The organism is Streptomyces sp. NPDC091287 (assembly GCF_044768525.1).
In the GTDB taxonomy this organism is placed as follows: domain Bacteria; phylum Actinomycetota; class Actinomycetes; order Streptomycetales; family Streptomycetaceae; genus Streptomyces.
This window is the reverse complement of sequence record NZ_JBIVUV010000008.1, coordinates 227,163-239,929: the sequence shown is the minus strand read 5'-3', so window position 1 is coordinate 239,929 and position 12,767 is coordinate 227,163. Positions and strand designations below refer to the sequence as shown.

12 protein-coding genes are annotated in these 12,767 nt (G+C 70.6%); 9 read left to right on the top strand and 3 right to left on the bottom strand.

Annotation, left to right across the window (positions count from 1 at the left end):
- The first annotated feature begins 133 nt into the window (after positions 1-133).
- The 3 genes from ACIQRW_RS16075 to ACIQRW_RS16065 all read left to right on the top strand — a co-directional run bounded on the left by ACIQRW_RS16075 (position 134) and on the right by ACIQRW_RS16065 (position 2,626).
- The gene (locus ACIQRW_RS16075; RefSeq protein ID WP_403759976.1) at positions 134-1,873 is read left to right on the top strand and encodes an MFS transporter; all 1,740 of its coding nucleotides are present in this window, start codon (positions 134-136) and stop codon (positions 1,871-1,873) included.
- A 73-nt stretch (positions 1,874-1,946) separates the two neighbouring features.
- The gene (locus ACIQRW_RS16070) at positions 1,947-2,240 is read left to right on the top strand and encodes a helix-turn-helix transcriptional regulator (RefSeq protein ID WP_097912952.1); all 294 of its coding nucleotides are present in this window, start codon (positions 1,947-1,949) and stop codon (positions 2,238-2,240) included.
- Positions 2,237-2,626 (top strand): VOC family protein, encoded by a 390-nt coding sequence (locus tag ACIQRW_RS16065; RefSeq protein WP_403759974.1) that lies wholly within the window; start codon positions 2,237-2,239, stop codon positions 2,624-2,626. The genes ACIQRW_RS16070 and ACIQRW_RS16065 overlap by 4 nt, the downstream gene beginning before the upstream one ends.
- Positions 2,627-2,913: 287 nt before the next feature.
- Here ACIQRW_RS16065 and ACIQRW_RS16060 read toward each other — a convergent pair whose 3' ends face one another.
- Together ACIQRW_RS16060 and ACIQRW_RS16055 are read right to left on the bottom strand one after the other, a co-directional pair.
- Complete coding sequence (locus ACIQRW_RS16060; protein WP_403759971.1) at positions 2,914-3,114, bottom strand: ferredoxin; 201 nt, start codon at positions 3,112-3,114, stop codon at positions 2,914-2,916.
- 52 nt (positions 3,115-3,166) lie between these two features.
- Positions 3,167-4,303: a cytochrome P450 gene (locus ACIQRW_RS16055; protein WP_403759968.1), complete on the bottom strand. Its 1,137-nt coding sequence runs from the start codon at positions 4,301-4,303 to the stop codon at positions 3,167-3,169.
- Positions 4,304-4,754: 451 nt separating this feature from the next.
- Here ACIQRW_RS16055 and ACIQRW_RS16050 point away from each other — a divergent pair, with 451 nt between their 5' ends.
- From ACIQRW_RS16050 to ACIQRW_RS16025, 6 genes are all read left to right on the top strand, one after another.
- Complete coding sequence (locus ACIQRW_RS16050) at positions 4,755-5,834, top strand: methyltransferase (protein ID WP_403759965.1); 1,080 nt, start codon at positions 4,755-4,757, stop codon at positions 5,832-5,834.
- Between the two features lie 830 nt (positions 5,835-6,664).
- Positions 6,665-8,689 carry an ATP-binding protein gene (locus ACIQRW_RS16045; RefSeq protein WP_403759962.1) on the top strand — a complete coding sequence of 675 codons (2,025 nt, stop codon included), beginning with the start codon at positions 6,665-6,667 and terminating at the stop codon, positions 8,687-8,689.
- Positions 8,690-8,804: 115 nt separating this feature from the next.
- Entirely contained in the window at positions 8,805-9,221 is a 417-nt protein-coding gene (locus ACIQRW_RS16040) for a roadblock/LC7 domain-containing protein (RefSeq protein WP_007447032.1), read from the top strand.
- Positions 9,218-9,574, top strand: coding sequence for a DUF742 domain-containing protein (locus tag ACIQRW_RS16035; protein ID WP_097871632.1), 357 nt, complete (start codon positions 9,218-9,220; stop codon positions 9,572-9,574). Before ACIQRW_RS16040 ends, ACIQRW_RS16035 begins: the two co-directional genes overlap by 4 nt.
- The gene (locus ACIQRW_RS16030) at positions 9,555-10,169 is read left to right on the top strand and encodes a GTP-binding protein (RefSeq protein WP_403759960.1); all 615 of its coding nucleotides are present in this window, start codon (positions 9,555-9,557) and stop codon (positions 10,167-10,169) included. The genes ACIQRW_RS16035 and ACIQRW_RS16030 overlap by 20 nt, the downstream gene beginning before the upstream one ends.
- Positions 10,166-11,434: a cytochrome P450 gene (locus ACIQRW_RS16025; protein WP_403759957.1), complete on the top strand. Its 1,269-nt coding sequence runs from the start codon at positions 10,166-10,168 to the stop codon at positions 11,432-11,434. Before ACIQRW_RS16030 ends, ACIQRW_RS16025 begins: the two co-directional genes overlap by 4 nt.
- A gap of 129 nt (positions 11,435-11,563) precedes the next feature.
- Here ACIQRW_RS16025 and ACIQRW_RS16020 read toward each other — a convergent pair whose 3' ends face one another.
- Positions 11,564-12,715, bottom strand: coding sequence for a cytochrome P450 (locus ACIQRW_RS16020; protein WP_403759954.1), 1,152 nt, complete (start codon positions 12,713-12,715; stop codon positions 11,564-11,566).
- Positions 12,716-12,767: the final 52 nt, after the last annotated feature.

The following is a 12,767-nucleotide window of genomic DNA, read 5'->3' as shown; positions in this document are numbered from 1 at the left end:
TCCGCCGGTGCCCCCTTGCCCACCCTGCCCTTCCCCCCGCCGAACCCCTCGACGGTTCTCCTCGTCCCGCCCCGTACGGCGCTCCCGGATGAGACAGTGCCCCGGGAGATACGTGCATAGGGAAGGAAACCCGGTGAGCGGCACGGACGACAAGAGCGACGTGGGCGCGGACGACACAGCGGCAGGCTCCGCCCCCGGCGCGGACAGGACCGGCACGGGCGCGGACGCCAAAGCCGGCCCAGGCGCGGGCTCCGGGACGGGCCCCGGCGCGGGGGCGAGTACGAGTACGGGCCCCGGCGCGGGCGGGGACGGCACGGGCGGGCCGCCCGCCCTCACCACCCCCCGGGGCCGCCGCCCCGTCGTGGCGGCGCTCATGCTCGGCATGGCGCTGGCGGCCATCGACGGCACCATCGTGTCCACCGCCGTCCCCCAGATCGTCGGGGACCTCGGCGGGTTCACCGTCTTCTCCTGGCTCTTCTCCGGCTATCTGCTGGCCGTCACCGTCACGCTCCCCCTGTACGGGAAGCTCTCCGACACCTTCGGCCGCAAGCCGGTCCTGATAGCCGGGATCATCCTGTTCCTGATCGGCTCGATCCTCTGCGCGGCCGCCTGGAACATGGGCGCGCTCATCGCGTTCCGCATCGTCCAGGGCCTGGGCGGCGGCGCGCTCCAGGGCACGGTCCAGACCATCGCGGCCGACCTCTACCCGCTCAAGGAACGCCCGCGCATCCAGGCGAAGCTGTCGACGGTCTGGGCCACCTCCGCGGTCGCCGGACCGGTGGTCGGCGGGCTGCTCGCCGGGTACGCCGACTGGCGGTGGATCTTCCTGATCAACCTCCCGGTCGGGGCGATCGCCCTCTGGCTGGTGGTCCGCCACCTCCATGAACCCGCACGCCCCCGCCCCGCCGTCCGGCCCCGCGTCGACTGGGCGGGCGCGCTCGCCGTCTTCGCGACCGGCGCCCTGCTGCTCACCGCGCTCGTACAGGGCGGTGTCGCCTGGCCCTGGCTCTCGGCGCCCTCGCTCGGCCTGTTCGGGGTGAGCGCGGTGCTGGCCGCGCTCACCGTCGTCATCGAACGGCGGGCGGCGGAGCCGATCATCCCGGGCTGGGTGTGGCGTCGGCGCACCATCGCCTCGGTCAACCTGGCGCTCGGCGCGCTGGGCCTGCTGATGGTCGCGCCGACCGTCTTCCTCCCCACGTACGCCCAGTCGGTGCTGGGCCTCGGCCCGATAGCGGCCGGGTTCGTGCTCTCCGTGATGACGCTGAGCTGGCCCGTCACGGCGGCCCTGTCCGACCGGGTCTACAACCGCATCGGCTTCCGGCTCACCGCGATCATCGGCATCGGTGCGGCCCTGCTGATCCTGCTGGCCTTCCCCCTGCTCCCCTACCCCGGCGAGCCCTGGCACCCGGCCCTGCTCATGCTCCTGCTCGGCGCGGCCCTCGGCCTCTTCCAGCTCCCCCTGATCGTGGGCGTCCAGTCGACGGTCGGCTGGGCGGAGCGCGGTACGACGACGGCGTCCGTCCTCTTCTGCCGCCAGGTCGGCCAGAGCATCGGCGCGGCCGTCTTCGGGGCCGTCGCCAACGGCGTCCTGGCCGCCCGCCTCCTCGACGCCCCGGTGACCGGCCTCCCCGACGACCTGGACGCGGTCGCCCGCGCCCTGGAGGAGCCGGGCACCCTTTCCGCGGCGGCCACGGACTACCTGCGCCGGGCGGTCGACGCCGCGGTGGACCACGTCTACATCGGGGCCGCCGGAGCCGCGGCCCTGGCCCTGCTCGCCCTGATCACCCTCGCCCCGCGCCGCTTCCCGGTCATCACCGAGACCGTCGCCGCCCCCAGGACCGGGGCGGCCGGCCGGCAGGACAGCCCCTCCTAGCCGCCGCGGTCACGGAGCTGTCCGCGAGCGCCCCGCCTTGATAGGCAAGTCGCTACTTGCCTATTGTGGGGTCATGGCGGACGATGTCTTCAAGGCCCTGGCCGACCCCACCCGGCGGCACATCCTCGACGAACTGACGGAACGGAACGGCCAGACCCTGTTCGAGATATGCGCGCGACTGGCCACCAGACACGGCCTGGGCCTGTCCCGCCAGGCGGTCAGCCAGCACCTGGCCGTCCTGGAAGCGGCGGGGCTGGTCGTCACGCGCCGCCAGGGCCGCTACAAGTTCCACGACCTCGACACCGAACCCCTTGAGCACATCGTCAGCCGGTGGCTCGGGCCGAAAGCACCGGAGAGCACCCCATGAGGATCAATTTGACCAGCGTCTTCGTCGAAGACCAGGAGAAGGCCCTGCGCTTCTACACGGACGTACTGGGCTTCCGGAAGAAGCACGACGTCCCGCTCGGCGGCGAGGACCGCTGGCTGACCGTGGTCTCACCGGAGGACCCCGACGGCACCGAACTCCTCCTGGAGCCGAACAAGCACCCCGCCGTACGGCCGTACACGACGGCCCTGGTCGAGGACGGCATCCCGGCCACCGCCTTCGCCGTGGACGACGTCCAGGCCGAGTTCGAGCGACTGAGCAAGCTCGGCGTGCGGTTCACCCAGGAGCCGACGGAGATGGGCGCCGTCACCACGGCGGTCCTGGACGACACCGTCGGCAACCTGATCCAGATCATGCACGGTTCCTGACACGGAGCACGGGCGCGGCGCGGGCCGCCCTCAGGTGCGCGTCCACGACGTACTGCCTGCCCCCTCCTCGCAGGTGACGTCGCCGCCCCCGGTTCTCTGATCAGGGCGTCGAGCCGTCCGTCTACCGGGCGTCGAGCCGTCCGCCTACCGGGCCGGGCTCGTGGCGCAGGGGATTCCGCAGGAGGAAGCCGCAGGAGGAAGCCGCAGTCTGGACAGAGGCGATGGAACCTATTCGCACGAGCCGGGAAGCCCCGCTGACGGACGGTGCGCGTCGGGCCCTCGGCTCATCAGGGATGCTCCACAGTGATCGCCTGCACCGGGCAGGCGATCACGGCCTCCTGGACCAGCGGGGCATCCTCCCGCTCGCCGGAGTCCGGCAGCAGCTCGACCACGCCGTCATCGTTCTGCGTGAAGACGCCGGGGGCGTGCTGCACGCACCTGGCCGCCCCGATGCACCGGTCGGTGTCGATGTCGATGTCGATACGCATCCGTTTCCGCCTCTCCTTCCCCCTCTTCGCCGTTGCCGTCTCCCCCCTCCCGCTACCAGGTGACCGGCAGTTCGGCGACGCCCTCCTGCGTGGTCGCGGTGGTGCTCCGCACCTGGTCGGCGGGGACGGCCAGGCGCAGTGTGGGAACACGCCGCAGCAGGGTGTTCAGTGCGATCTCCATCTCCGCGCGGGCCAAGTTCTGACCCACGCACTGGTGGATGCCGTAGCCGAAGGCGACGTGGCGGGTGGCCCGGCGGCGGATGTCGAGGACATCGGGTCCGTCCCACGCGCCGGGGTCCCGGTTCATCAGCATCGTGGAGATGATCACTCCGTCTCCGGCCCTGATGGTGTGCCCCGCGATCTCGATGTCCGCGACGGCCGCTCGCAGAAGCGCGTCACCGGCCGAGATGAGCCGGTTCAGCTCCTCGACGGCTGCCGCCGTCAGTGTGGGATCGGCCCTCAGCACCGCTGCTTGCTCCGGGTGTTCGAGCAACGCGAAGACGGAGGTGGCGATGGTCGCCGAGGTGGTCTCGTTCCCGCCGGTCGCCAGAACCGTGCAGAGCAGGACCAGTTCGTCCCGGTCCGCCTCGTCACGAAGCGGGTGGGCCGCGAGGAGCTCGTCGATCAGCCCGTCACCGGGATTCCGCTCCTTCCGCGCGATCAACTCACGCAGATGGTCCTGGATGTCGGTGAAAGCGTGTTGGGAGGTGTGCGTCTCCTTCTCCGGAGAGCCCAGCAGGGTGCTCCGGACCAGGTCTTTGAGCAGGTGCCGTTCCTCACGCGGCACGCCGAGGAACGCGAAGGACGCGTCGCATGCCAGCGGCAGCGAGTAGGCCCGGACGAGTTCGGCGCCGTCGCCCCCGGCGAACATCGCGTCGATGAGCTCTTCCGCGGTGCGCTCGATCTGCGGGCGCAGGGCGGCGATCCGGCGGATGCCGAAGCTCGACGCCAACAGCCGCCTTTGCCCGGCGTGCACGGGGTCGTCCGTGCCGATCAGCGGGAGCTCGGGCACCTCCTGCCCGGCCAGACAGGGGAAGCCCGGACGGCTCGTGCTGGATGACAGCCGGGAATCGCGCAACAGGGCCCTGCCCTCGGCGTTCCCGGCCACGAGCCACACCTCGCGACCGTCGCCCAGGGACACTCGTGAGAGCGGCCTGCGCTTCCGCAGCTCGACGTAGCCCGGGGGCATTTCGTAAGGGCAACTCCTGTACATCGGGTACGTCGGAGCCTGGCCCGTGTCCTGAGGGGTAACTGTCACCGTCTTCCTCACCCTATGCCGGGCCGCACGCGGACCGATCACCAATCCCGTACGCGACGGGAGACCGAGGACCCGGCCCGCCGCCGCGGCGGACTCCCGGCACCCTGCGACGCGCCGGACGGTCCCGCCAACAGAGTGCCGACCCGCCGGTCCGCGACGCCATCCGAAACGGTCATGTTCATCCTCATGTGGCTTCTCCGGCCGTGTGTTCGCCGCCCGATCAGCGCCGGGGCCCGTTCCCCTACCGGCCCCGGTCTCGTTGTTCATTCACGCGCCGAGCGGTGGGACCACACCTGCTGACAGCCGCAGGCGCGACATCCGGACACCGTGCCCACGACCGCGCCGGACGCGCTGGGCATCAGCACCTGTGAGGGATGAGACATTGCACCAGAAGCACGACACATTGGGCGGTCCCCGGCTCGCGGCGCTGGCCTCGGGCGGCTGCATCTCCCGCGTGCTGGCGGTGACGGCCAGACTGGGACTCGCGGACATCCTGGACGGCGGCTCCATGACGCCGGACGACCTCGCGGCACGCACCGGGACCGACCAGGACGTACTGCTCCGCATCCTGCACGTGCTGTCCCACTACGAGATCTTCGAAAGCGCCCCGGACGGAACCTTCGCCCTGGCCGAAGAGTTCGCCGCGCTCCGGAAGGACCATCCCCACTCTGTGCGAAACCGCTGCATCCTGCTGGCGGAAACCTACGACGACGCCTTCGGCGCACTCCTCAGCACCGTGCGGACCGGCCGCCCCGGATTCGACAAGGTCTTCGGATCCTCCCTGTATGAGTACCTCGAAGGTGACCCGGCCACGGAGCAGGTCTTCGACGCCGCGATGGCCGAGCTGGCACAGTCGGCGGCGGAGGCCGTCGCCGAGCAGTTCGACTTCTCCGCAGTACGGTGTGTGGTCGACATCGGTGGGGGCAACGGCACAGTACTCGGCGCGATCCTGGCCAGGAACCCGCACCTGGAGGGCGTGTGCGTCGACCGGCCCAGCGTCTGTGCCCGGTCGGCCACCCGGATGGCGGCGGCCGGCCATCCCCACGGCGGGCGGCTCAGCTTCCACCCGGCAAACATCTTCGAGTCGGTGGCCGACGGCGGCGACCTGTACCTGCTGAAGAACGTCCTGCACGACTGGCCCTGGCACCTGTGCCTGCGCATTCTCGCGTCCGTGCGGAACGCGATGACGCACTCGCCGGCTTCCCGCGCACCCGGTGCGGCCCCGCCCCGCCTTATCGTGCTCGAACCACTCCTCGACCGGGAAGCCGACTCCGTCCACGCTCTCTTCCGGACGGTGATCTCCGGAAGCGGGGCCGGCGCCTTCGAAACGCCCGAGGACATGCGGCGGCTGCTCACCGAGGCCGGCCTGGACCTGCTCTCGGTCACCGGACTGGCCAGCGGACACCACGCCTTCGAGTGCACGCCACGGATCCCGCTCCCCTCCCCGCAGACGGGCCGGTGACCGGAAACAGGGACGGCACCTCCTCCCTTTCGGCCGACGAACACCCGGCGGCTTCGGACCCCGGCCTCCACAGGTCCACCGGCCCCGCTCAGCCGAGGACCAGCCGAGGAAGGTAACGCGCGTCAGGGCCGTACGCTGCGCGAAGGCGCTGCGCCTTGCGTTCGTAGCGTCGGGGGAGGCGGTGACAGCCGACGGGCCAGGCAGACCTGATCGTTCCGTGATCAGGTGGATCTTCGAGCCGTACTCCGCGACGGCGCCTCCGGCACCACCCGCTGGAACAGCTCCCACAACTCGCCCGGCACCAGCCGCCCAACGATCCCCACCATGGCCAACACTCTACGGAGTCGTCCAAATGAGGTGACTTCCTACTGGTGTCATCCCGAATCCACCGGTGCCGTCGGTGCCGTCGGTGCCGTCGGTGCCGATCGAACGACCCGGCGAGATTTTTCAGATTGACCGAAAAGAATTCCTCCGCAGGGGCCATCTCCGCTTTGCGGCTCGATTCTCGGCTTCATCCGAGGCCTTCCGGTGGGCGCATCGCACACCTGGGACGCCCTCCCGTGGCCAGTCTCCGCGCCGGCGCCCGCCATCGCGAGCGCGCCGCCGCGCAAATACCACAACGCCCAAAGCCCGCTGGCCACTTCTCGACAAAATCACTCTGCCTACGGACTATGCCGCAGACCGGATCATCCGCCGCGCAAGCATGTCTACGATGTGGTCAACCCCTGACAGGAAAGACCGCTTCCGCTTTCCTCCGATGCACCAAGGTGATCACCACCTTCTCGGAACGGCCGCATACTTCTGCCCGGTAGAACTGAGGAACCGCATCCATGCCGAAACCAGCACCAGCCAGTCAGCACCGGCCGAGGAAAGCGCCGAGGGCCGCGATAGCCCCGCTCGTGGCCGTGTTGTCGGCGAGTGCCGTCGCCGGAGCCGTGGCAGCGACTCTGGCGCCTTCGGAGGCCCGCGGCTGGGTTGTGGCGGTGGTTCTCACCGCCTGGGTGGCCCTGGCCGTCACGCTCGCCACCGCTCACGGCGTCACCCGGCGGGCCCGGCGCTCGGCCTCCGACCGGGGCGCGGAGGCCGAACGGCTCAAGGCCTCGCTGGCCGCTCTCGAAACGGACACGGCGCACACCGCCGACGTGGCGCTGCCCGCGTTGATCCAGCTGGTACGCGGCGGAGTGAAGGCCTCCGACGCCCTCGGCCGGATCCCGCTGCCGCGCAGCCCCCGTCAGCGCAAGCTGCTGCACGTCCTCGCGACCACGGTCGACGGGCAGGCGCAGCAGACCGCCTCGCTGCGGACGGAGAGCACCCGGGTCCACGACGAGCTGGGAGCGGAGAACGCACGGCTCCGTGAGGAGCTGCACGCGCTGACCTCCGAGGTGGACCGGTTCACGCGTGAGACGCTGCCGGGCGTGGTCGCCAGGCTCCGTGACGGCGAGTCCGGCGCCACGGTGCAGTCCGAGGTGTACCTGCCGGAGCAGCCGCTGCTGCGCGCGTCGATCGAGGCGGTGCTCCGGGAGCTCGCGCTCAGCGAGCGCCGTGCTCTCGCGGCGACGACCGCGTCGGCCAAGGCGCTCAGCCGTGTCCAGGCGAAGTCCGTCAGCATGCTCGCCGATCTGCGCGGCATGCAGGAACGTCACGGCGAAGAGGTCTTCGGGGATCTGCTGAGGCTGGACCACAGCACCTCGCAGCTCGGTCTGATGACGGACCGGCTGGCGCTGCTGATGGGCGGCCGGCCGAGCCGCGCCTGGAACAGGCCGATCGTCATGGAGAGCATTCTGCGGGGCGCGGTCGGCCGCATCGCCGCCTATCAGCGCGTCCGGCTGCACTGCTCGTCCAGCGTCTCCATCTCCGGCTTCGCCGCCGAAGGCGTCATGCACCTGCTCGCCGAACTGATGGACAACGCCGCCAACTTCTCGCCGCCCATCGACGAGGTGCACGTCTACGTCGAGGAACGCGGCACCGGGATCGTCATCACCATCGAGGACAGCGGTCTGAAGATGGCCGACGCGGCGATGCGACGGGCGGCGGACTCCGTCGCCGGCCGGATGACCGACCTCGCGACCCTCCAGGGCACCCGGCTCGGCCTCGCCGTCGTGGGACGGCTCGCGCTCAAGCACCGGATCAGCGTCAACTATCGTCCGTCCTCACGCGGCGGCACCGGCGTGGTCGTCCTGCTGCCCCGGCACCTGATCGCGCAGGAGCCCCGGGAGAACCACCCGGCTCCGGTCCAGCGGGCGGTCGCCGCGCCCGCCGCAGCCGCACAGGCGCCCGCGCCGACGCCGCCCGCGACCCCGACACCGGCCGCACCGGCTTCCCCGGCGCCTCCGCTCGCACCCGAGCCCACGCCCGTACAGCCGTCACCGTCCTCCACACCCCCGCCCGCCGCCCCCGCGCCCCTGGCACCCTCCGTGCCCGAAGCGGTCGCGCCCGCCGCCGTAACGCCTCCGGCGCCCGCAACGGCGGAGAACCACCTCGTGGTCCGTCCGCGCGAGCACGGGCGGGAGGCCGTCGGCCCGGCGGTGAGCTCCACCCCTGGAGGTCTGCCCGTACGCACGCCCGGCCGCACCATGGCCGAGGCGGACCGGGAGCGCGGCCGTCACCGCGGCTCGCCCGCGCCCGCCTCTCCGGGGGACCCGCGCGGCAACACACCGCGGACCTCACCGCCACGCAGCGCGGGACAGCAGTTCGGCGCCTTCCGGCGCGGTACCAAGCCCGGAGGCAATCTCGGAGCCAATACCGGAGGCAGTCCCGGAGGCAGTCCCGGAAACCCCCAAGGCAGGGCCGGAGGCGCCGACGGCAGAGCCGAAGGACCCGACGGCGGGACCGTACCGCCGACCACCGCTCCGTAACCCGGAACGCCCATCCGTTCGGTGTCCGGTCCACCGGACGCGCTCGCTCGAACACCCGAGATTGGAGGTACGGGCCCTCGCCGCTCCCCCGGCGCCGCGGTCCCGTTCACTCATCATGCAGACCACAGACAACAGCCTCACCTGGCTCCTGCAGAGGCTCCTCGAGCAGACCCCCGGCACCCGGCACGCCCTGGCCCTGTCACGCGACGGGCTCAAGCTCTGCTGGACCGAGCACCTCACCCTGGACCAGGCCGATCAACTGGCGGCCATCTGCTCGGGCATGCAGGCGCTCGCACAGGGCGCTTCCATCGAGTTCGGCGACAGCACCGGAGGCGTCCGGCACTCGATGACCGAGTTCCACGGCGGTCTGCTCTTCATCGTCGAAGCCGGTGAGGGCGCGCATCTGGCCGTCGTCGCCACGGAGGAGGCCGACCCCAGCGTGGTGGGCCACCAGATGACGGAGATGGTCGAGCAGATCGGCGAGCACCTGCGCGCCGCACCACGCGGCGAGGTGCCGAGGAGCGCGTCATGACCCTTCGCCCCGTCGACACCGGAGCTCCCGACCGGCTCTACACGGTCACCGGCGGACGGAGCCGCTCCGCTGACTCCTTCGACCTGGTGACCCTCGTGGTCAGCGAGTGCCGGCCCACCGCCGGAATGCAGTCGGAGCACGCGCAGATCCTCGACCTGTGCCGCCACCCGACCGCCGTCGTCGAGATCGCCGCCGAGCTCTCGCTTCCCGTCACCGTGGTGCGCATCCTGCTCGACGACCTCCACGACATGGGCCGTATCACCGCCCGCCACCCCCGCTCGGCCACCTCACCCAGCGCGCTGCCCGACTCCGACCTGCTGAAGGAGGTGCTCCATGGACTCCGGAAGCTATGAGCTGCCGGACCGGCGCACGCCGCTGGCCGACGCCGCGGAAACCGGCCTGAAGATAGTCGTCGTCGGAGGATTCGGCGCCGGCAAGACCACGCTCGTCCACTCGGTGAGCGAGATCCGGCCGCTGAACACCGAAGAGGTCATGACGCAGGCGGGCGTCGGCGTCGACGAGACGGACGGTGTCGACGCCAAGACGACGACCACGGTCGCCTTCGACTTCGGACGCATCAGCCTCAACGAGCGCATCGTGCTCTATCTGTTCGGCGCCCCGGGCCAGGAGCGCTTCTGGTTCCTGTGGGACCGCCTGTTCTCCGGCACGCTCGGCGCCGTGGTCCTCGTGGACACCCGTCGGATGGGCGACTCCTGGTACGCGATCGACCGGCTGGAACACCACGGCACACCGTTCGTGGTGGCGGTCAACCGCTTCGACGACGACCTCGCCCACTCCCTCGACGAGATCCGTCAGGCCCTGGCGCTGCCCGAGCACATCCCGATGATCGACTGCGACGCCCGGGTCCGGCGGTCCAGCAAGAACGTACTGATCACGCTCGTCGACCATCTGCGCACGATGGCCATCGCCCGGGAGACGACACCATGAGCACCTCCAGCCCCTCCTTCCATCCCCAGGCCCCCTCCGGCTGCCCGGTCGGTGGCGGCGCCGGCGCGGTGCGGCTGTCCGGAGCCTCCTACCAGCAGACGCCCACGGAGCTCTACCGTTCGCTGCGACGGGATCACGGGGCGGTGGCGCCGGTACTGCTGGACGGTGACGTTCCGGCCTGGCTGGTCCTCGGCTACGCCGAACTGTCCTACGTCACCACGCACGACGAACTGTTCGCGCGGGACTCACGCCGCTGGAACCAGTGGGAGACCATTCCCCCGGACTGGCCGCTGATGCCGTTCGTCGGCTACCAGCCGTCGGTGCTCTTCACCGAGGGCGACGAGCACCGGCGCAGGGCCGGCGTCATCACCGAAGCCCTCGAAGGCATCGACCAGTTCGAGCTGGCACGCGACTGCCGGCGCATCGCCGACCGGCTCATCGCGGACTTCGCCGGAAGCGGCCGGACGGAACTGATGAGCAGTTACGTCCACGCCCTGCCGATGCGGGCCGTGGTCCAGATGTGCGGCATGCCCGTGTCGGGCTCCGACACCCAGCAGTTGGTGGACGACCTGCGCATCTCGCTCGACGCCGGCGAGGGCGACGACCCGGTGGCGGCCTACGGCCGCGTCGGCGACCGGCTGCGCCAACTGGTCAAGGACAAACGGGCGGCACCCGGCGCCGACGTCACCTCCCGCATGGTGACGCACGGGGCGGGCCTCACGGACGAGGAGATCGTCCAGGACCTGATCTCGGTGATCGCCGCGGCCCAGCAGCCCACCGCGAACTGGATCTGCAACACGCTGCGGCTGCTCCTGACGGACGAACGCTTCGCGCTGAACGTCTCCGGCGGCCGGCTCAGCGTCGGCGAGGCGCTCAACGAGGTCCTGTGGCTCGACACCCCGACGCAGAACTTCATCGGCCGCTGGGCCGTACGGGACACCCAGCTCGGCGGCCGGCACATCCGGGCGGGCGACTGCCTGGTCCTCGGACTCGCCGCGGCCAACACCGACCCGGAGATCTGGCCGGAGTCGTACGTCGGGGCCGAGAACTCCGCGCACCTGTCGTTCAGCGGCGGCGAACACCGCTGCCCCTACCCCGCACCGCTCCTGGCCGACGTGATGGCCCGTACGGCGGTGGAGACGCTGCTGGAACAGCTGCCGGACCTGATGCTGGCGGTTGAGCCGACGGAGCTCTCCTGGCGTCCTTCGATCTGGATGCGCGGGCTGTCGACGCTGCCGGTCCAGTTCAGCCCGATGGCGCAGTAGCGGACCGTCGCGGGGCGACCGGGGGCGAGCGAGGGCGAGCGGGGCGCGGTAGCCGCCCCGTAGCTGAGCGGTGCGAGCGGCCGGAGTCCGTGGTGGATCCGGCCGCTCGGGTCGACGCCGACGTTCCGGTCAGCCGGACACCGGCGTGAAGCGGACCGGCAGGCTCTGCGGCCCTCGGGTGAAGACACCCCGCTCGACCGGGTCGAAGCCGTCGGCCAGCCGCAGGTCCGGCATCGCGTCCAGCAACTGGCCCACCCCGATCTCGACCTCGGCCTTGGCCAGCAGAGCACCGACGCAGAAATGCCGGCCGAGTGCGAAGGCGAGATGGTCGGCCGCCGCCGAGAAGGCGTTCGTGGCGGTCAGGTCCTCACGGAAGATGTCGAAGACATCGGGGTTCCGGTAGCGGTCCTCGTCACGGTTGGCGGCGCCTATCAGGCAGGTGACGGTGACACCCGCCGGTACGGTGCCGCCGCTGAGCGCCACCTCCGTCGCCGACTTGCGCATGATCATGTGCACCGGCGGTGTGTAGCGCAGCGTCTCGGCGAAGGCGCGGGATATCAGGGTGCGGTCGGCGCGGACCGCCGCCAACTGCTCCGGGTGGCGCAGCAGATTGGTGAAGATACCGGCGATGGCCTTGTCGGTGGTCTCGCCCCCGGCGGCCAGCAGCAGACTGCAGAACGCCTTGATGTCCTCGTCGCCCATCCGGACGCCGTCGACCTCCGCGGTGCACAGGGTCGACAGCAGATCGTCGCCCGGCGCCTCCCGCCGCTTCCGGATGATCGGCAGCATGTACTCGGCGAACTCGACGCGCGTACGCTCACCGGCCCGTGTCACCTCCGGATCACCGGAGAGATTGCCGAGAAACGCGATGACGGCCGTGTACCAGCCGTGAAAGCGCTCATAGTCGGACTTGTCCAGTCCGAGCATGTCGGCAATGACGTTGACAGGAAAGCGGGTGGCATAGTCGGCGACCAGATCGACGGAACCCGCGTCACGGAACCCGTCGATCAATTCGCGCGAATTGCGCTCGATGACCGGTAGGAACTTCTCGCGCAGGTCGCTGCCCCGGAAGGCCGGTGCCACCAGGGCCCGACGCACGGCGTGCTCGCGCCCGCTGAGCTGGAGAATCGTCCGCCCGTGTACGGGTTCGATCTGCCAGTCGTAGTTCTCCGTGGTGAATTCGCCTTCTTTGTCCTTGAAGACGCGCTCGACGTCCTCGTAACGCGAGACGATGTAACTTCCGGTGGCCTCGTGCCACATGAGAGGCGTGTCCTGACGCATCAGGCGATATGCCCCATACGGATCTCTCTCGAACTCCGGTGACAGAATGTCC